Annotated in this window: 12 protein-coding genes and 12 tRNA genes; 12 read left to right on the plus strand and 12 right to left on the minus strand. The window is 39.2% G+C overall.

Translation table 11 applies throughout. The annotated features are described in order from the left end of the window. The first annotated feature begins 394 nt into the window (after positions 1 to 394). The 9 genes from CXF74_RS13760 to CXF74_RS13805 all read left to right on the plus strand — a co-directional run bounded on the left by CXF74_RS13760 (position 395) and on the right by CXF74_RS13805 (position 10,382). Positions 395 to 745 (plus strand): hypothetical protein, encoded by a 351-nt coding sequence (locus CXF74_RS13760; protein ID WP_101083117.1) that lies wholly within the window; start codon positions 395 to 397, stop codon positions 743 to 745. Positions 746 to 869: 124 nt separating this feature from the next. Next, a complete protein-coding gene (locus tag CXF74_RS23105; protein ID WP_101083118.1) occupies positions 870 to 2,045 on the plus strand; it encodes a methyl-accepting chemotaxis protein in 1,176 nt (391 codons plus the stop codon). A gap of 33 nt (positions 2,046 to 2,078) precedes the next feature. Beyond that, entirely contained in the window at positions 2,079 to 2,444 is a 366-nt protein-coding gene (locus CXF74_RS13770; RefSeq protein ID WP_101083119.1) for a response regulator, read from the plus strand. Between the two features lie 39 nt (positions 2,445 to 2,483). Beyond that, entirely contained in the window at positions 2,484 to 4,661 is a 2,178-nt protein-coding gene (locus tag CXF74_RS13775; protein WP_101083120.1) for a chemotaxis protein CheW, read from the plus strand. 17 nt (positions 4,662 to 4,678) lie between these two features. After that, on the plus strand, positions 4,679 to 5,188 hold the full coding sequence (locus CXF74_RS13780; protein WP_101083121.1) for a chemotaxis protein CheW: 510 nt from the start codon (positions 4,679 to 4,681) through the stop codon (positions 5,186 to 5,188). A 62-nt stretch (positions 5,189 to 5,250) separates the two neighbouring features. Then, positions 5,251 to 7,827: a methyl-accepting chemotaxis protein gene (locus CXF74_RS23110; protein WP_198552858.1), complete on the plus strand. Its 2,577-nt coding sequence runs from the start codon at positions 5,251 to 5,253 to the stop codon at positions 7,825 to 7,827. A 51-nt stretch (positions 7,828 to 7,878) separates the two neighbouring features. Continuing rightward, complete coding sequence (locus CXF74_RS13795; RefSeq protein ID WP_101083122.1) at positions 7,879 to 8,706, plus strand: CheR family methyltransferase; 828 nt, start codon at positions 7,879 to 7,881, stop codon at positions 8,704 to 8,706. 9 nt (positions 8,707 to 8,715) lie between these two features. After that, positions 8,716 to 9,309: a chemoreceptor glutamine deamidase CheD gene (gene cheD, locus CXF74_RS13800; RefSeq protein ID WP_101083123.1), complete on the plus strand. Its 594-nt coding sequence runs from the start codon at positions 8,716 to 8,718 to the stop codon at positions 9,307 to 9,309. A gap of 29 nt (positions 9,310 to 9,338) precedes the next feature. Next, on the plus strand, positions 9,339 to 10,382 hold the full coding sequence (locus CXF74_RS13805) for a protein-glutamate methylesterase/protein-glutamine glutaminase (RefSeq protein WP_101083124.1): 1,044 nt from the start codon (positions 9,339 to 9,341) through the stop codon (positions 10,380 to 10,382). A gap of 466 nt (positions 10,383 to 10,848) precedes the next feature. Here the strand turns inward: CXF74_RS13805 and CXF74_RS13810 are convergent. The 12 genes from CXF74_RS13810 to CXF74_RS13865 all read right to left on the minus strand — a co-directional run bounded on the left by CXF74_RS13810 (position 10,849) and on the right by CXF74_RS13865 (position 12,775). Continuing rightward, positions 10,849 to 10,933 (minus strand) — tRNA-Leu (locus CXF74_RS13810). Between the two features lie 164 nt (positions 10,934 to 11,097). After that, a tRNA-Gln gene (locus CXF74_RS13815) sits at positions 11,098 to 11,172 on the minus strand. An 88-nt stretch (positions 11,173 to 11,260) separates the two neighbouring features. Beyond that, a tRNA-Gln gene (locus CXF74_RS13820) sits at positions 11,261 to 11,335 on the minus strand. Positions 11,336 to 11,523: 188 nt separating this feature from the next. Further along, positions 11,524 to 11,598, minus strand: a tRNA-Gln gene (locus tag CXF74_RS13825). A gap of 103 nt (positions 11,599 to 11,701) precedes the next feature. Then, a tRNA-Leu gene (locus CXF74_RS13830) sits at positions 11,702 to 11,786 on the minus strand. Positions 11,787 to 11,796: 10 nt separating this feature from the next. Next, positions 11,797 to 11,873, minus strand: a tRNA-Met gene (locus CXF74_RS13835). A 77-nt stretch (positions 11,874 to 11,950) separates the two neighbouring features. Further along, positions 11,951 to 12,027: transfer RNA gene (locus CXF74_RS13840), tRNA-Met, on the minus strand. A 78-nt stretch (positions 12,028 to 12,105) separates the two neighbouring features. Then, positions 12,106 to 12,190: transfer RNA gene (locus tag CXF74_RS13845), tRNA-Leu, on the minus strand. A gap of 1 nt (position 12,191) precedes the next feature. After that, positions 12,192 to 12,266, minus strand: a tRNA-Gln gene (locus CXF74_RS13850). A 113-nt stretch (positions 12,267 to 12,379) separates the two neighbouring features. Then, positions 12,380 to 12,454: transfer RNA gene (locus CXF74_RS13855), tRNA-Gln, on the minus strand. A 150-nt stretch (positions 12,455 to 12,604) separates the two neighbouring features. Beyond that, positions 12,605 to 12,689, minus strand: a tRNA-Leu gene (locus CXF74_RS13860). 9 nt (positions 12,690 to 12,698) lie between these two features. Continuing rightward, positions 12,699 to 12,775: transfer RNA gene (locus CXF74_RS13865), tRNA-Met, on the minus strand. A gap of 261 nt (positions 12,776 to 13,036) precedes the next feature. On the opposite strand from CXF74_RS13865, the gene sbcD reads away from it, so the two are divergent. The 3 genes from sbcD to CXF74_RS13880 are packed head-to-tail and all read left to right on the plus strand — an operon-like array spanning position 13,037 to position 18,686. After that, on the plus strand, positions 13,037 to 14,248 hold the full coding sequence (sbcD, locus tag CXF74_RS13870; protein ID WP_101083125.1) for an exonuclease subunit SbcD: 1,212 nt from the start codon (positions 13,037 to 13,039) through the stop codon (positions 14,246 to 14,248). Continuing rightward, positions 14,245 to 17,922, plus strand: coding sequence for an AAA family ATPase (locus CXF74_RS13875; protein ID WP_101083126.1), 3,678 nt, complete (start codon positions 14,245 to 14,247; stop codon positions 17,920 to 17,922). The genes sbcD and CXF74_RS13875 overlap by 4 nt, the downstream gene beginning before the upstream one ends. Beyond that, on the plus strand, positions 17,922 to 18,686 hold the full coding sequence (locus CXF74_RS13880) for a DeoR/GlpR family DNA-binding transcription regulator (RefSeq protein WP_232772525.1): 765 nt from the start codon (positions 17,922 to 17,924) through the stop codon (positions 18,684 to 18,686). The genes CXF74_RS13875 and CXF74_RS13880 overlap by 1 nt, the downstream gene beginning before the upstream one ends. The last annotated feature ends 25 nt before the right edge of the window (positions 18,687 to 18,711 follow it).

Here is an 18,711-nt window from a genome sequence, read left to right on the forward strand (position 1 = left end):
TTAATCATCTGATTTGTTTTTATTATGGCCAACCCTCAATGCACGACTGCTTTTTAACGCAGACGAGATCTATCTAATCGGCAGTAAACAAGGTTCATAACTAATGTATCGACCCGTATTTGATGCCGTGAGAGCTCATTGTTTTACCCCCTGAAGTGGGGCATTATTTATTACTAATACCAACGGTTTTTGTGTGATGTTTTAGTGACAACTGATCGCAGTGAAATTAGAGGGTTATAGCTACGATGATATTTTTTGTTGCGCTAACGTTTGTTTTTTTACACCATCTTGAGAACATTCTCTGTGTTTATTTTGTTTATATATCGCGCATAAATTAGGAAAGCGGTAAACTAAGCGTTATCCCTTTTTATATAATGAAACTTCAGGAAATTACATGACGTTAAGCAAAAAAATAATCTCTGCGTTTTTTGTTATTATCATTTCAAATCAGTTGTTTGCAAGCAACGGAGGTGTCGAAGAGACGCGTAGTACGGCTTCTCAAGTCGGAGAAGTGGTTCAAACACTGCAACTAGCATTAACGACTAGAGATGAACAAGCCCTGAAAACTATTCGTTTATATGGTACGGACAGCCGTTATTATTCAATGATTAGAGGCTGGTTATTTCAAGAATTAGTAGGGGTTGAAAGTCAATTACATGCCACTAAAAAGGCGAAAGATGCCGCTAAATTTCAAGCGCACTCAAACTTTTTAAAACAAGCAATTCGAGCAATTGACCTTGAGTAAGGTCAATAAGTTGTGAATTTAGTGACCTGCTTCAATTAAAAGGAATCAATAAAAAATAAAATATTAACTTTCAAGAAACCTGTCTACAGTTAACTCATTGTTAAATAAAACAAGGCTGTTAAAGATGGTGAAAAATGTAAAGCTGAAAAGAATGATTTATATTTCAGTGCTTCTTATTATCTCGTTGCTTGCCTTACAATATATCCCCGCAGAACTTGTCATTATTTTTATATTAGCCGTTATGATTATTTTAACGGGTTACCTCAAAACCGTGGATCAATTACCATTGCAAGGTGAAAATTGCTTTAATTCCAATAGTCATCAAATCGAAAGCTGCGATAAAATATTAACCAGTACTAAAGGCCTCGCATCACTCTGCAGTAGTAGCTTACAAGAGAGTAAATCTGATTTAGCTGATCTGATAGGAACACAAGAAGGCGCAATTAACACCCTAACCAATGCGTTTATGGCTATCCAAGAGTTATTAAATCAGCAACAAACCCACATACATACACTGCTCAGTGCAGAGGTCTCAGACGAAGGTTCATGCGTAGAAATGGATATGCGTGACTTTGCTGAAAAAACCTCTAAAACACTTAATCACTTTGTTGAAATCGCCACGAACATGGGTAATGAGTCTATCTACCTGCTTGAAAAAGTAGATCATATTAGTGCGCAGATGCCTGGCGTAATGAATGCTTTGCAAGGCATTGAGCAAATCGCTTCACAAACGAATTTATTAGCACTTAATGCGGCTATTGAAGCTGCACGTGCAGGTGACGCTGGCCGTGGTTTCGCTGTGGTTGCTGGCGAGGTTCGCTCACTCTCCGATAGTTCTTCAAAAGTGAGTCACAATATTCAACAACAACTATCGGCCATTAATACCTTGATTGCCGACTTATCAAAAGAAGTAAAAAATATAGCCGTGCAAGATGTGGATTATGTACATGATTCAAAAGATGAAGTGAATGCGGCGATATCTCAGCTTACCCATAAAGCAGATAACGACCTTAAAATGACACAAAATCTTGATGGCTTAGCTTCTGAGCTTCTTGAGGCCGTGCATGACGCGATGCGCGGTTTGCAGTTCGGTGATATTAGCATCCAAAGTTTACAGTTTACTTTAGATGGTGTTTCACACTTAAGTGACGTGATGTGTGAAGTAGAAAAAATACCAGGCGTTAATATTGCTATTGAGGTAGATGATGTATTGAAAACGTTTAAAGAGAAAAAAGATCAACGGTTACATAACCCTGTTTCATCATCAAGTATGGATAGTGGTGAAGTAGAGTTCTTTTAATTATTTTGTGTAATGAAGTCGAGGGAATTTAACATGGCAAAACATATTTTAGTAGTTGATGATTCTGTTTCAATTCGTCAAATGGTGCAAGTGACCTTACTCTCTGCAAAGTATCAAGTCTCATTGGCAAAAGATGGCCAAGAAGGGCTAGATATGTGTAAAAAAGCGAGTTATGACTTTGTGTTAACAGATCAAAATATGCCCCGCATGGATGGTCTTACGTTAGTGAAATCATTGCGTGGTTTACCGAGTTATCAACGTACACCTATCGTTATGTTAACCACTGAAGCCGGCGCTGATATGAAAGCAAAAGGTAAAGCAGCTGGTGCAACAGGTTGGATGGTTAAACCTTTTAACCCTGCAAAATTGTTGGAATTAACATCGAAAGTGCTAGGTTAGTTCGCCCCTTGAGTATCCATTTCAGAACAGGTAGTTGATATGTCGATAGATATGCAACAGTTTAACGCTGTTTTCTTTGAAGAAGTCTCTGAACATTTAACCAATATGGAAGCCTTGCTGCTCGATATAGAGGTAGCTTCTCCAAATTTGGAAGATTTGAATGCAATATTTCGGGCCGCTCATTCCATCAAAGGGGGAGCGGGTATTTTTGGCTTTGATGATATGACAGAAGTGACGCATATCCTCGAAACGCTATTGGATAAACTGCGTAAAGAAGAGCTAACCCTGACCACTGAAATGATAGATGCCTTTCTAAAGGCAGGCGACATTTTAGGGGAACAAAAAACAGTACATCAAGATGGCGGGGAAGCGGTAGACAGTGAAAGAATTAAAGCGGTGTGCACATTATTAGACAGACTCTCTAGCGAAGAAACCCCCACGCCTTGTAGTGCTAGCGAAGTTGATTCTGGTGCCCTCCAAGCAGAAAAGAACATTTCATTTCTGGTTTTAAAGGATGAAGATGTCAGTCATCTACTGGAAGAGTTGGCAAAATTCGGTCAATTAACCTCACAATCTGAAGATGCTGAACAGTTCACAAAGTGGCAAGTCGTCTTATCTGATTGCGCTGTTAGCGATGATGAAATTATTGATAATATCTCATTTGTAGCAGAGCCAGAATCAATCATTATTAACGGCATCAGTCAGGTACAGGACGATAGCTTTGGTTTCTTTGATGAAGAACCTGTTGCCGAGGACGATCAAAAAGAAGCTGATTTTGGCTTCTTTAATGAATCATCGGAAAATGAATCGCCGTCTTCTGATGTTGAGGAAAAAGTAGAGGAAAGCTTTGGTTTCTTTGAAGAATCTCCAACACCAGAAACTAAACCTGAGAATGTTGCCCCCGTTGAAGAAGAAGGTTTTGGACTATTTGAAGATGAAGAGCCACCAACGGCTAAAGTTGCTGCTGCTAAAAGTACAATAAAAAGCAAGGCATCTAAAAAGGTAAGCGCTACAAAAACGGTTAATAAACGCGCCACAAGTAAAACTGCAAACACAACAGAAACATCCATTCGTGTTAATACCGAAAAAGTGGATCAACTGATTAATCAAGTGGGTGAACTGGTTATTACCCAAGCTATGTTAATGCAAATATCCAATGAGCTTGATCCCTCTGAACACGATGTTTTATTAAATCGTCTCACTCAGTTAGAGCGTAATACACGTGATCTGCAAGAATCTGTTATGTCGATTCGCATGATGCCGATTAGCTTTGTATTTGGTCGTTTTCCGCGTGTTGTCCGTGACCTTTCGAGTAAATTAAACAAAAAAATAGAGCTACGCATGGTCGGTGATGAGACTGAACTTGATAAAGGTTTAGTGGAACAGCTGGCAGATCCATTGACTCATCTTATTCGTAACAGTATCGATCATGGTATTGAAATGCCAGAAGAGCGTCTTGCGAATGGCAAACCTGAAGTCGGCACTATTACACTGCTTGCCTTTTATGAAGGTGGCAATGTCGTCATCAATATCACTGATGATGGTGCAGGACTAAACCGCGAAAAAATTCTCGAAAAAGCCTTAGAAAGAGGATTGGATGTTAACGACAGTATGTCTGACTCTGAGGTTTATCAGCTTATCTTTTCAGCTGGTTTTTCAACCGCAGATAAAGTCACTGATGTATCGGGTCGTGGTGTTGGTATGGATGTCGTGAAACGTAATATTCACGGTATGGGCGGACAGGTTGATATCCATTCTGAAGCGGGCATTGGTTCAACTATCTCAATACGTTTACCGCTGACGTTAGCCATTTTAGATGGTATGTCTATTTCAGTCGCCGGGCAGATATTCATCATCCCATTAACCTTTATCTCAGAATCATTACAGCCTCAGGTTGATGATATTAAAAGTATTAGTGGTAAAGGTACCGTGGTGAAAGTGCGCGGGGATTATATTCCACTGCTTGCTTTGCATGAGTTGTTTAATATCGACACGGATATTAAGCAAGCAAACGATGGAATTTTAGTATTGCTTGAGAGTAACAATAAAAAAATAGCGCTATTGGTAGACCAGTTAGAAGGGCAACAACAAGTCGTGCTGAAAAGTTTAGAGACCAATTTTCATACTGTGCCGTGTATATCAGGGGCGACGATTATGGGTGATGGCACCGTTGCTCTCATTTTGGATGTTGCAGGCCTTGTTAGTGCAAGTGATTAATTTAAGTGGAGAAGATGATGAAAGATAATGAAAATGAGGCTGCAAGCAGTTTTATCGCCGAGATGAGTAACAGTGATGATAATGGCTATTTAACCTTTACGCTTGGTTTAGAAGAATACGGTATTGATATTCTTACGGTACAGGAAATTCGTGGATATGACGCGGTAACGACTATCGCTAATATGCCCGAGTTTATAAAAGGGGTGATCAATCTACGCGGTATTATCGTGCCGATTGTAGATATGCGTATCAAATTCAGCTTAGGTGATGTGACTTACGATGAAATGACCGTAGTGATTATTTTGAATGTCGCTAATCGTGTTGTAGGCATGGTAGTTGACGGCGTTTCCGATGTTATCTCGCTGAATGAGTCACAAATTAAAGAGGCACCTGAGTTTGGTTCGGCACTCGATACTCAATATCTCAAAGGATTAGGGGTGGTTGACGAAAGGATGTTGATTTTAATTGATATAGAAAATTTAATGACCAGTAAAGAGATGGCATTAGTGGAAGCATTAGTTGAGTAACAAATACGTATATTACACCATTTTATAAATCATTAATTTTATCGAGTTTAAAGGTATCTACTATGCGAAATAACACGCCAATAACGAATAACGAATATATTTTAACAGATAAAGATTTAATTGTTTCTAATACGGACATGCAAGGGAATATCACTTATATCAACGATGATTTTTTACGTATTAGTGGCTTTGTTGAGTCTGAATTGATGGGGCAACCACAGAATATTGTGCGTCATCCAGATATGCCTGCTGAAGCCTTTGAAGATTTATGGCGCGACCTAAAAGCGGGTAAACCTTGGACCGGTTTTGTAAAAAACAGATGTAAAAATGGTGATTTTTATTGGGTGAAAGCAAATGCCACACCGATTATTGAAAATGGTCAAATTACTGGTTACATGTCAGTACGTCAAGCGGCTTCACGTAGTGATATCGACACTATATCGGGTATTTACAATCTATTTAAACAGGGTAAACAAGGCAACATGAAAATTGTTCATGGGGCGGTTGTTACGTCAAAATGGACTGAGAAGCTCGCTTTTTTCAAAAAGATAAACTTTAAACAACGTCTAAACATGTTGTACATTTTAGCAGTCGCTGCAATATTGATTAGTTTAGGGGGTGGTTTTGTTGTTAATTCACATACTAATGAAGTATTAGAAACTATTTATGGCGAGTATATAGATAACCTTAAACAAGAACAAAAAGTAAACCTCATCTTGCACGATTTGAAAGACTCTATCGCAAAAAATGGACAGTTAACAGCGCAAGAGATTGAGCAACTTCAATCGATGCCCTTAACAGCTAAAGCGACACTTTCTGAACACCTAGCAAGCAATATAAAACTGCATGATGATAATCAGAAAGAGATTGGCAATGAAACTACCATCATGTTTATTATTGGTTTTCTGGTACTGATTATTGGTTTTGTTTTTGTGCGTAAATTGAGTAATTTATTGCTAATCCCGACGGGTAGAGCGCAGGGCTACTTACGAGAATTATGCCAAGGTAACTATGCCTTTGATATAGAAATTGATACCGAAGATGAAATAAGCGAAGTATTAATATTGCTGAAAATGATGCAGATAAAGTTAGGTTTCGAAGTCGAAAATATGAAACGTACCGCTAATGACGCAACACGTATCAAAATTGGCTTAGACAGTGTGCGTACCAACGTAATGATTGCTGATAACAACCGTAATATCATTTATATGAATGATTCAATTGTGCCGATGTTGCAAAATGCGCAGGAAGACTTACGTAAAGACTTACCCAACTTTGATGTTGATAAATTACTCGGCGGTAATATTGATCAATTCCATAAAAATCCTGAGCATCAGAAAAAACTGCTCGCTACCTTTACCTCTGAATTCCAAGCTGAAATTATTGTTGGCGGACGTACTTTCTTATTGGTCGCAAACCCAATTATTAATGATGAAGGCACACGTTTAGGCTCAGTGGTTGAATGGACGGATAGAACCTCAGAAGTTGCGGTTGAAAAAGAGGTTGAGAGTGTGGTTAACGGTGCGATTGCTGGTGACTTTACTCGTCGTATGGAATTAGAAGGCAAAAACAAATTCTTCACGCAGTTAAGTGAAGCAATTAATAGCTTGATGGAAACCAGTGAAACAGGCTTAACAGAAGTGGTACGTATGTTATCAGCACTCTCAAAAGGGGATCTGACAGACCGTATTACCAATGATTATGAAGGTACTTTTGGGCAGCTAAAAGATGATTCTAATTTAACGGCCGATAAGCTAAAAGAGATTGTATTACAGATTCAAGAAGCAACCGATACCATTAATACGGCTTCCAAAGAGATTGCGATGGGTAACAGTGATCTTTCACAACGTACCGAAGAGCAAGCCTCTAGTCTTGAAGAAACCGCATCAAGCATGGAAGAGTTAACAACCACCGTAAAACAAAATGCTGAGAATGCAAAAGAAGCGAATCTACTGGCTAACGGCGCATCAGAAATCGCGATTAAGGGGGGCGATGTTGTTGGTAAAGTAGTGAAAACAATGAGTGATATTAATGATAGCTCGCGAGAAATTGTCGATATTATCTCGGTGATTGATGGCATTGCTTTCCAAACTAATATCCTCGCTTTAAACGCTGCAGTAGAAGCTGCGCGTGCTGGAGAGCAAGGTCGAGGTTTCGCCGTGGTGGCATCAGAAGTGCGTAGCCTGGCACAACGTTCGGCCGCTGCCGCTAAAGAGATTAAAACGCTCATTGGAGATTCGGTTGATAAAGTAGAAGTCGGCGCAAAACTCGTTGACGAAGCGGGTAATACCATGGATGAAATTGTTAATGCAGTTAAGAGTGTGACCGATATTATGGCTGAAATTGCCACTGCATCTGAGGAGCAAAGTGCGGGTATTGATCAGGTGAGTCAGGCGATCACACAAATGGATGAAGTGACACAGCAAAACGCAGCGTTAGTTGAGCAAGCAGCAGCAGCCGCTGAATCATTAGAAGAGCAAGCGGGTAACTTAAGTGTCTCAGTCAGCGTATTTAACACCGGTGTTGGTAGCGCATCATCTGCGATGAATAAGAACTCTCGTGCCATTGAAAGCAGTAAAGCAGGTGCTTCCTTCAGCAAAGCTAAAGCAATTGCTGGTGATGAGTGGTCTGAATTTTAATCATTAACCCCCTCTAATACGAGAGGGGGTAATGTTTCACAGGATTCACCTATGTCTAGTGATCGAGAATTTGTTTTTACAGCTAATGATTTTGCCCATGTACAAAAGTTAATTTATGAACACGCAGGCATTTCACTCAGTGAACAAAAAAATGATTTAGTGTACAGCCGCTTAGCGAAACGCTTGCGTAAACATAAAATTCACCGTTTTGATACTTACCTGCAATTACTTGATAATACTGACCATCCAGAGTGGGAAGAGTTTATTAATGCACTGACCACCAACTTAACGTCTTTTTTCCGTGAAAATCATCATTTCACGCGATTATCTCGCCATTTAAAAGATAATTATGCACGTGCGAGTACAGACAAACCCATTAAGATTTGGTGTGCAGCAAGTTCAACAGGAGAGGAGCCTTATAGCATTGCAATGACAGTCGCGAGTGCATTTGGCAAGTTAAATCCACCGGTTAAAATATTAGCGACGGATTTGGATACACAGGTACTAGCAAAAGCTGAAAAAGGAATATATCAGTTTGATACCATTGATAAATTATCTTCTTTACAAAAAGAACATTTCTTTTTAAAGGGCAATGGCGCACAAGCCGGACAAGTGATGATTCGACCGGAATTAAAATCCCTGATCACCTTTAATCAGTTAAATTTATTATCAAATTGGCCAATGAAAGGAAAGTTTGACTTTATTTTTTGCCGTAATGTCATGATCTATTTTGATAAAGCGACACAATATAAATTACTTGAGGATTTTTCAAAACATTTAAATAAAGGTGGCTTGTTATTTGTGGGGCATTCTGAGAGTTTCCCTGAAGCCAGTCGTATTTTTAAGCTCGATAAACAAACCGTCTATGTGCGTTGTTAAGGAAATAAAATGGACAGAGAGCATTTAGCCACAACCACATATTTTGATAAAAAATTCAAATGTGATGCCGTAAGAGTATTACCTGGTGAGTATTACATCAGCACTAAGAATACATTATTGATGACGGTGTTAGGCTCTTGTGTTTCTGCCTGTATTTGGGACAAAAAACGGGGTATTGGAGGGCTAAATCACTTTATGCTACCCGGCAAAGCCAGTTTAGATTTTAATAAGTCAGCACGTTATGGCAACTATGCGATGGAGATCTTAATTAACCATATTATTCAGTTGGGTGGTAAGCGTGAGGATTTAGTGGCTAAAGTATTTGGTGGTGGCAAAGTAATGCACAGTTTTACTAGCCTTGATATTGGTAAAGATAACAGTACTTTTATTGTTGATTATTTACGGAACGAATCACTGCCTATTATTGCTTCTGATTTGGGGGATATATACCCTAGAAAAATTTGTTTTTTTCCACAAACTGGTAAAGTGATGGTACGAAAACTAACTGATACTTATGATCATGAAATCGAGAAACAGGAAGATCGCTACTTCAGTAAAGTGAATAAAACTGACATTGAAGGTGAAATTGAGCTATTTGATTAATGATGATTTAAATTCAAAGGAAATACGATATGACGATTAAGGTTTTAATTGTTGATGACTCCGCACTTATTAGACGTATTTTAACTGAAGTTATTGATGCGCAAGTGGACATGGAGGTTGTGGGCAGTGCACCTGATCCATTGATTGCGCGAACGATGATCAAATCACTAAACCCTGATGTATTAACATTAGACGTTGAGATGCCTAAAATGAATGGTCTCGACTTCCTTGAGAAATTAATGAAACTCAGACCGATGCCGGTATTGATGATTTCTACATTAACGGATAAAAGTTCAGCGGTTACTATCCAAGCACTCAGCTTAGGCGCCGTAGATTTTATTACCAAACCTAAAATGGACCAGATGCAAGAGATGCGCGCCTACGGTGAGTTAATTGCTGATAAAATACGCGCTGCCTCTGTGGCAAAAATTAAACAAGTTAAAGTTGTCAGTAATATTCCACGCGCAGAGAAAAGAGCACGCATCGGTAACTCAGTGATAAGCGCTCAAAAAGTGATTGCTGTTGGAGCATCAACAGGCGGTACTGAAGCGATAAATCATTTTTTATTGAGCATGCCAGAAGATTGCCCTCCGATTGTAATCACGCAGCATATGCCCGCTGGGTTCACTGCATCATTTGCAGCTAGGTTAAATAATAATTGTGTTATCCAGGTAAAAGAAGCAACACATAACGAACTCATTAAACCGGGTTGTGCTTACATTGCACCTGGTGCAAACCATATGCTGTTATCTAAAAGAGGTGATAACTATTACACGCAGCTAAATCAAGAGGAACCTGTCAATCGGCATCGTCCCTCAGTTGATGTGCTTTTTGATTCCGTGGCTATCTGTGTGGGAAAACAGGCTGTGGGTGTTATACTGACTGGTATGGGTAAAGATGGCGCTCTGGGAATGTTAAAGATGAAACAAGCAGGGGCTTTTAATTTTGGTCAAGACGAAGAAAGTTGTATTGTTTATGGCATGCCTAAAGAAGCGGTGAAAGTAGGGGGCGTTGATCAAGTGGTCGCTCTGGATAAAATAACCAGCGCGGTATTAAAACAATTAACTAAATAGAGATGTGATTTTTACTCTCTAAATGTAGTTACCGAAAATATTAGGTATAAATTAACCAGCTAACAGCTGGTTTTTTTACGCTTGCAAAAGAGTGATGATGCGCAGTAGCACGATAAGTGCATTATAAATATAACCAGACCAGTTTAGTCGTCGTACTTAAATAAGCTCAAAAGCAATTCACCAGGAAGATACGAAGAAAAAGAAGGTTAAAAATCTTACTTCGTGTTCTCTGTGTAACGCAGTGGTTTGGTGGGTAGCTTTGGTCAGTGGGTTTGTCTTATTTATCTAAATAAAAGACTATCTGCTTAAACAACTTCAAAAGCAATTAACCACGAAGGCACGAAGAAAAAGAAGGTTAAAAGCCTTACTTCGTGGTCAGCTTACTTAGTTTTTTTACTTTCTTAAATTTTATGCATAAAAAAACCAGCATTAGCTGGTTAATTTATTTACTCTCGTAAAAGAGTAATGGTGCGGAAAGAGAGACTTGAACTCTCACATCTTACGATACTAGAACCTAAATCTAGCGCGTCTACCAATTCCGCCACTTCCGCATGGCTGGGATAAAAAGACCTAAGTCTTGAATGCCGAGATCCTATATTAAAATCTAGCGGTGCATTACCGCTTGGCGATATCCCAACTGTAATTTTAAGCGATACCCGCTAAGTTTATACTTCTCCAAGTATTTATTAATCAGTCAAAAACTAATTAAAAAATGTGGCTGGGATAAGAGGATTTGAACCTCTGAATCCCGAGATCAAAACCCGGTGCCTTACCGCTTGGCGATATCCCAACTGTGATTATTAAGCGTTGTCTACGCTAAGTTTAAACTTCTTCAAGTATTCAAAAATTCATTGTGTTGTAAATGAATTTTAAAAATGTGGCTGGGATAAGAGGATTTGAACCTCTGAATCCCGAGATCAAAACCCGGTGCCTTACCGCTTGGCGATATCCCAACTGTATTTATTTAGCGTTGTCTTCGCTTTGAGAATCGTGATTCGAAATCCCGAGATCCTATGTTAAAATCTCGCGATACCTTACCAATAGGTGATATCTCATTGTATTTATTAAGCGTTGTCTTCGCTGAGTTTAAACTTCTTCAAGTATTTTTTAACTCGTTATATTTCAAACAAATTAAACAATGTGGCTGGGATAAGAGGATTTGAACCTCTGAATCCCGAGATCAAAACCCGGTGCCTTACCGCTTGGCGATATCCCAACTGTAATGATTAGACGTTATCTTCGCCTTGAGTATCGCTTAGTGATATCTCAATTTTAATTTTTAAGCGTTATTTTCGCTGGCTTCTTAACTAAGTTAAGAATGGTGCGGAAAGAGAGACTTGAACTCTCACATCTTACGATACTAGAACCTAAATCTAGCGCGTCTACCAATTCCGCCACTTCCGCAATAAGCAAATGGTGGCTACACCTAGATTTGAACTAGGGACCCCATCATTATGAGTGATGTGCTCTAACCAACTGAGCTATGTAGCCATTTTTGCTTTTGACTGTTAAGTCATTTCTAATAACCAGCTATTGCTAGATATTTCATTACTTTAATTAAAAAGTAATGGTGGCTACACCTAGATTTGAACTAGGGACCCCATCATTATGAGTGATGTGCTCTAACCAACTGAGCTATGTAGCCATCGTGCACTAACTATAAAAGTTAGGTATAAAAAAACCAGCAGAGGCTGGTTGATTTATTACTTTCGTAAGAAAGTAATGGTGCGGAAAGAGAGACTTGAACTCTCACATCTTACGATACTAGAACCTAAATCTAGCGCGTCTACCAATTCCGCCACTTCCGCATGGCTGGGATAAGAGGATTTGAACCTCTGAATCCCGAGATCAAAACCCGGTGCCTTACCGCTTGGCGATATCCCAGTTGTTATTGTTAAGCGTTTTCTTCGCTTTTTATAGTTTTAAGCGATACCCGCTAAGTTTAAACTTCTTCAAGTATTTTTTAACTCGTTATATTGCAAACAAATTAAAGAATGTGGCTGGGATAAGAGGATTTGAACCTCTGAATCCCGAGATCAAAACCCGGTGCCTTACCGCTTGGCGATATCCCAACTGTAATTTAGCGTTGTCTTCGCTGAGAATCGTGATTCGAAATCCCGAGATCCTATGTTGAAATCTCACGATATCTTACCAATTAGGTGATATCTCAATTGTAATTATTAAGCGTTGTCTTCGCTATGGCTTCTTAACTAGGTTAAGAATGGTGCGGAAAGAGAGACTTGAACTCTCACATCTTACGATACTAGAACCTAAATCTAGCGCGTCTACCAATTCCGCCACTTCCGCAAAAGCAAATGGTGGCTACACCTAGATTTGAACTAGGGACCCCATCATTATGAGTGATGTGCTCTAACCAACTGAGCTATGTAGCCATTTTGCTTTATCTTAACTCGTTTCTGTCTAACCAGTCGTTGTCTCGATGTGGCGCATTATGCTGAGTTCGCCCACACTCGTCAACTGTTTTTTAATAAAAAATGTGGTTTTTATTGTGTTTGCTTATTTGTCAAACAAGTTGCTCTTATTTCGATCTAAAACTGCTAATTATCTAAACAGTATTCTTTTAAATAACTAAAAAGGGTTTTCTAACAATGGAATTGTTAAACTATTGATTCAGTTAACAGATGAGAATTTAAATGAGAATACTACACACGTCAGATTGGCACCTTGGTCAGCATTTCATGATGAAAAGTCGCGAAGCAGAACACCTTGCTTTTTTAAACTGGTTAATTGAAATCGTTGATAGAGAATCTATCGATGTAGTGATGGTGGCAGGGGATATTTTTGATACTGCATCGCCAGCTTCTTACGCGCGTAAATTGTATAGTGATTTCATTGTTAAATTACAAAAAGTAAACTGCGCACATTTGGTTATTGTGTCAGGTAATCACGACAGCGTTGCGGTATTAAATGAAAGTAAAAGTTTATTAAAAGCATTAAACGTCTCTGTATTGGCAGGTTTAAGTGAAGACTTAACTGATCACATGATTACCGTCAGCGATAAACATAATAATGAAGCCATTATTTGTGCGTTGCCATTTTTAAGAGCAACCGATGTCATGATGAGTGAGTCGGGGAGTTCTGCTGCACAAAAGCAGATGAGCTTGCAGCAGGGCATTGCACAAACCTATCAAGATATTTATCAATTAGCCAACGCACAAAAAACAGAGGATAAAACACCACTTCTCGCAACGGGACATTTAACCGCAGTGGGTTGTTCTGTCTCTGAGTCAGTACGTGATATCTATATAGGCACACTGACGGCTTTCCCTGCACAGCTATTTCCTCAGTTTGATTATATTGCACTTGGGCACTTACATCGTTCTCAAAAAGTGCAGAAAAGTGAGCACATCCGTTACAGCGGTTCTCCTCTTGCACTGAGTTTTGATGAATCGAACCATGAAAAAAGTGTGATTATTGTTGAGTTTAATGCTCAAAGGGAGCTCACGACGTCCGAAGTCGTTATTCCAAACTTCCAAAAACTACAAGTGATCAAAGGAGATATGGAAGCCATTCAGGGGGTATTAACCACCTTGATTGAAAGCGCTGAATCTGTTTGGGTAGAAGTTAAAGTACAAGAGTCATTTTACCGAAGTGATGTACAAGCCCTGTTGAACACGTTTGTAGAGGGCAGTGCGGTAGAAATTTTAAAAATCAGCATGCCTAAAATAGATGAACATAGCCAATGGCAAACTGAGCAAATAGAAACATTAGACGCGCTAAAGCCGCAAGACCTTTTTCAGTACCGTTTAGAATGTGCAGATGCAGAATATATTAGTGAGGCGCAACAGAAGCACTTAAAACTACTCTTTGCGCAAAGCGTTGAAGAATTGGAGCAACAATCATGAAAATACTTTCTCTTCAATTTGAAAACTTAAATTCCTTAAAAGGCGAATGGAAAATTGATTTTCAAGGCCAAGAATTTATCGATAACGGCCTTTTTGTTATCACCGGGCATACAGGTGCCGGTAAAAGTACCTTATTGGATGCAATCTGTTTAGCACTCTATCAGCAAACACCACGCCTTGATAAATTAACGCAAAGTAAAAATGAATTGATGACTCGTGGTACCGGAGAGTGCTCCGCGGAAGTTGAATTTAGCGTCAAAGGCAAGGGTTACCGTGTTTCTTGGGCACAAAGTCGAGCACGTAAAAAGAGTGATGGCAAACTTCAAGCGCCAATTTGTGAATTAGCGGAGATTGAAGGGGATATCATCCTTTGCACTAAAAGCAGTGAAGTATTGAAGCAAGTCATTAGTCTAACCGGGCTGGATTTCTCACGTTTCACAAAGTCGATGCTGTTAGCACAGGGCGGTTTTGCCGCTTTTTTAAATGCCAGTCCTAAAGACAGAGCCGAGCTATTAGAAGAGCTGACCGGCACTGAAATATATGCGCAAATATCAAAGCATATTTTTGAGCGTAATAAAGCCATACAAGCTGAGTTAACCTTGTTGACTAGCCAGTCTGCCTTATTAGATGTGTTAGATGATGAAGCGTTAATGCAATTAAAGGAAGATACCCATACTTTACAGCAACAAACTGATATTAAACGCGATGAAATAAAAACGTTCGAGCAAGCATTACAGTGGCACCTTGAAGCCGTTAGGCTTAAAAACATATTACTTGATGCTAACTCAGAAACTCAAAAATCCACACAAGCGCTTACTGACTTTGAGCCTGATAATAATAAAATCACAGCAGCACAGCAGGCACAGTTAATTTTACCTGACTTTGTGCATTTAAATGAACAACAGAAATCAGCGGATGCAAACCAAGAGCAAATAGTAGAGCGTAATCATGTTTTTGCTTTATTACAATCACAGCTCACTGTGGCGCAAAGTGAGTCGTCGTTATTATCTATTAGCCAGCAGCAAGCTCAGCAGAGCCATAAACAGCAGATGCAGGTATTAACTGAACAATTAATACCGATGGATAAAGAGATAGGTACATTTGAAAAAGAGATAATAGCGAAGCAACCTGCTCATCAATTGAAGAAGGTGCAACTCACACAAGCGAACAGTGGACTGATTGCCACTAAACAACAGTTACAAGAGCAACAAGTTGCATTACAAACGATTGAGGCACAAATAGCGGAAAAACAGTCTCTTGCTATTGATAACGAACATATCGCAATGATTGAACACCTTTTGATTGCTTACCAGCGCGAGTCAGAAAAACACGCTGTTTTGCTTCATAAAATAGGTGATTTCGAATCGCAGTTAGCCATCAATGAGAAATCGCAATTACAATTACAGCAGGCTAGCGAGCAGTCTACTCAGAAACTTAGCCGCATAGATACCGACTTAGTGCGTTATCAATCAGAGAAAACGCAGTTATTAACCTTGCTAGGACCCGATGCAAATGAGCAGTTAGCCTTATTAAATAATAATAAAGCGGCTTTATTGAGTTTGATGCAATTGACTCGCTCACTTGATAAGTTAAATGCCGACAACGCATTCTCTCAAAAGACCATGAGCGAGAAGGAGGGGGTGTTAAGCACGTCTCAATTGGAACTAGCAGAGCTTGAAAAACAGGGCAAACAGTTAGCCCTAGAGGAGCAAGATTTAAAAACATTGCTTAAACAAGATAACCTACTGCGTAGCGTGCAGGACTTACAATTACAACTTGAAGTTGATAAACCTTGTCCTCTTTGTGGTTCGCTACAGCATCCTGCGATTGATGAGCACCAACCCCTCGATATTGAAGGGACAGAGTCGCGTTTAAATCAAAAAAGTAACGATTTATACCTTAAAAAAACTGAATATGCAGAATTAAATGCAGTGATTAAATCACTCATTACGCAGGTCAATGACTTGAAAAATGTGTGTTTGCAGCAACAAGCAGAGAAGTCTGAGTTAGAGGGGCAATGGTGTAATAATACTTATAGTCAGTTATTACAGCTGACTTATATCACCACGAGTGTCGCGTTATTAACTGAGCAAGCGCAGACAGTCGATAAGCAGATAACCCTTATTAGTCAACAGCTACAGCTGCTGCAATTTAATGAACAACAAAGTGCGCCGTTGTTGCAAGAGAAAGAAATTTTGCTCCAACAATTATCTGAGCAACAAGTGCAGATAAATGATGCTAATAATCAATCCAGCCTGCAGAAAAACACGATACAGCAGAACACTGAGCAATTAACCACGATCACCAATGACCTTGATAGCTTAAAAGACAAAGTGAGTCAGGTATTACCTGAATATTTTGTATTAACCCATATTTTATTAGCGCCAACACAATGGCTTAGTGAACAAAAGTTAGCGATTGAGTGTGTCAGTCGTCTGATTCTGAGTCAGAAAACCAGTAATGAAACATTAGTACAATTAATGCAACAAGAGCAACTTCAGTTACAAGCGTTAAGTCATTTACAGCAAGCATTTGAGGATTCAGAGAAAGGCATTGAGACACTGCAATCGGGTAAAAGTGCGTTGCAATCTCAGCGTATTCATTTGTTTTCAGAAAAAAGCAGTGCGCAATTACAGCAAGGTTATGATCAACTGCTGCAAGTTGTGAATCATAATGCAGAAAGCGCTCAAAGTAAGGTGACGGCACTCAAGCTTGAAGAGGAAGGCATTCAAGCGGTACTGAACTCCCTTAACAGCGCCCAGCAAAAGATGACGAGTCATGTCACCCATGCGCGACAGGCCTTCGAGATTAAATTATCAGCAAGCCAATTTGTAACTCAATTAGCCTTCGAAAATGCGTGTTTATCACACCAAGATCTTAGCGATTTACAAGCAAGGTTAGCCCTGTTAAATGATCAATTACTGACCCGGAAAACACAGTTAGAAGGCATTGAACTACAGAATCGCCTACACAATGAAAAAAAATCGAGTGAGTTAGACAATGAACAGTTATTAGAGAAACTAGCGCAATTACAAATTCAGCTGTCTGAAGTTAATGAAGCACTGATTACTAACAAGACATTGCTACAAACTGATAATAATAATAAGCAAAAACAACAAGATTTACAGACGAAGCAAAATGACTTTAAAGAAACGGCTGAGCACTGGGATCTGTTAAATAAACTGATTGGGCAAGCTGATGGCAGTAAATTTAGAAAGTTTGCACAGGGCTTAACACTGGACAACTTAATCCATCTCGCAAATAGAGAGATGGCTAACTTAGACCAGCGTTATTTATTAAAAAGAAATGTTGATGAAGAACTCGCACTTCAAGTGATTGACTGTTGGCAAGCAAACAGTGTGCGTGATGTAAAAACACTTTCTGGTGGTGAGAGTTTCTTGGTGAGCTTAGGGTTAGCGCTGGCATTATCGAATTTAGTGAGTCATAAAACCCAGATAGAATCGTTATTTTTAGACGAAGGTTTTGGCACATTAGATGAAAATACCTTAGCCATGGCGCTGGATGCTTTAGAACGTTTGAACTCGACAGGTAAACTAATTGGCATCATTTCGCATGTTGATGCACTAAAAGAGCGTATTAATCACCAAATCCATGTACATAAAAAAGCGGGCGCAGGGTATAGTGTACTTGATCAACAATATAAGAAAGGTTAATGATGCTACAGCAAGAAAGACATAATAAGATTTTAGACCTACTTTGCCAACAGGGGCGCGTTTACGCGACAGAGTTGAGCCAAGCATTAACTGTTTCTGAAGATACCATTAGGCGTGACCTCAAACAGCTTGATGAAGATAAGTTATTACGCCGAGTGCATGGTGGTGCTTTGCCATTGCAGCAAGAATCGGAAGCTTATCGTGAACGACAAGACGAAGTTGACCCGCTCAAAAAGCGTATTGCCTTAGCCGCTATTAAATTTATAAAACCTAATCAGACTATTTTAATTGATTCGGGCACGACTTGTTTACAGCTCGCAATGAACTTGCCGACACATTTTAATTTTACCGTTGTAACACCGAGTCCTTTGGTCGCCAGTAAATTAATGTATCATGATAACATTGAGCTTATTTTATTAGGTGGTAAAATACTAAAGTCTGCGGTGATGGCATTAGGTGCTACTACCAATGCCATGTTACGCAAGATTCATTTTGACAGCTGCTTTTTAGGCGTGTGTGCATTGCACCCCAATAAAGGGCTAAGCATCAATCAATTAGATGAAGCAGAAACTTTATCAACAATTATTGAACAATCAGAGCAAGTTATTGTCTTAGGATCATCGTTGAAACTAGGTAAAATGGGCACATATAAAGTATGTGACAGTAATAAACTCAATTTACTAGTGACAGATTCACACTCAGAGAATAAAATTTTGCAATTATTAAAAGAAAAAGGGGTGCAAATTGAAATTTGTACCGATTAAATTATCTGCAATTATCAAATGGAAG

Source organism: Psychromonas sp. Urea-02u-13, from assembly GCF_002835995.1.
In the GTDB taxonomy this organism is placed as follows: domain Bacteria; phylum Pseudomonadota; class Gammaproteobacteria; order Enterobacterales; family Psychromonadaceae; genus Psychromonas.

Excerpts from the sequence above, each read along its gene's own strand:
- CXF74_RS13760 (WP_101083117.1), top strand. The coding sequence starts at position 395 with ATGACGTTAAGCAAAAAAATAATCTCTGCGTTTTTTGTTATTATCATT.
- CXF74_RS23105 (WP_101083118.1), top strand. The coding sequence starts at position 870 with ATGGTGAAAAATGTAAAGCTGAAAAGAATGATTTATATTTCAGTGCTT.
- CXF74_RS13770 (WP_101083119.1), top strand. The coding sequence starts at position 2,079 with ATGGCAAAACATATTTTAGTAGTTGATGATTCTGTTTCAATTCGTCAA.
- CXF74_RS13775 (WP_101083120.1), top strand. The coding sequence starts at position 2,484 with ATGTCGATAGATATGCAACAGTTTAACGCTGTTTTCTTTGAAGAAGTC.
- CXF74_RS13780 (WP_101083121.1), top strand. The coding sequence starts at position 4,679 with ATGAAAGATAATGAAAATGAGGCTGCAAGCAGTTTTATCGCCGAGATG.
- CXF74_RS23110 (WP_198552858.1), top strand. The coding sequence starts at position 5,251 with ATGCGAAATAACACGCCAATAACGAATAACGAATATATTTTAACAGAT.
- CXF74_RS13795 (WP_101083122.1), top strand. The coding sequence starts at position 7,879 with ATGTCTAGTGATCGAGAATTTGTTTTTACAGCTAATGATTTTGCCCAT.
- cheD (WP_101083123.1), top strand. The coding sequence starts at position 8,716 with ATGGACAGAGAGCATTTAGCCACAACCACATATTTTGATAAAAAATTC.
- CXF74_RS13805 (WP_101083124.1), top strand. The coding sequence starts at position 9,339 with ATGACGATTAAGGTTTTAATTGTTGATGACTCCGCACTTATTAGACGT.
- sbcD (WP_101083125.1), top strand. The coding sequence starts at position 13,037 with ATGAGAATACTACACACGTCAGATTGGCACCTTGGTCAGCATTTCATG.
- CXF74_RS13875 (WP_101083126.1), top strand. The coding sequence starts at position 14,245 with ATGAAAATACTTTCTCTTCAATTTGAAAACTTAAATTCCTTAAAAGGC.
- CXF74_RS13880 (WP_232772525.1), top strand. The coding sequence starts at position 17,922 with ATGATGCTACAGCAAGAAAGACATAATAAGATTTTAGACCTACTTTGC.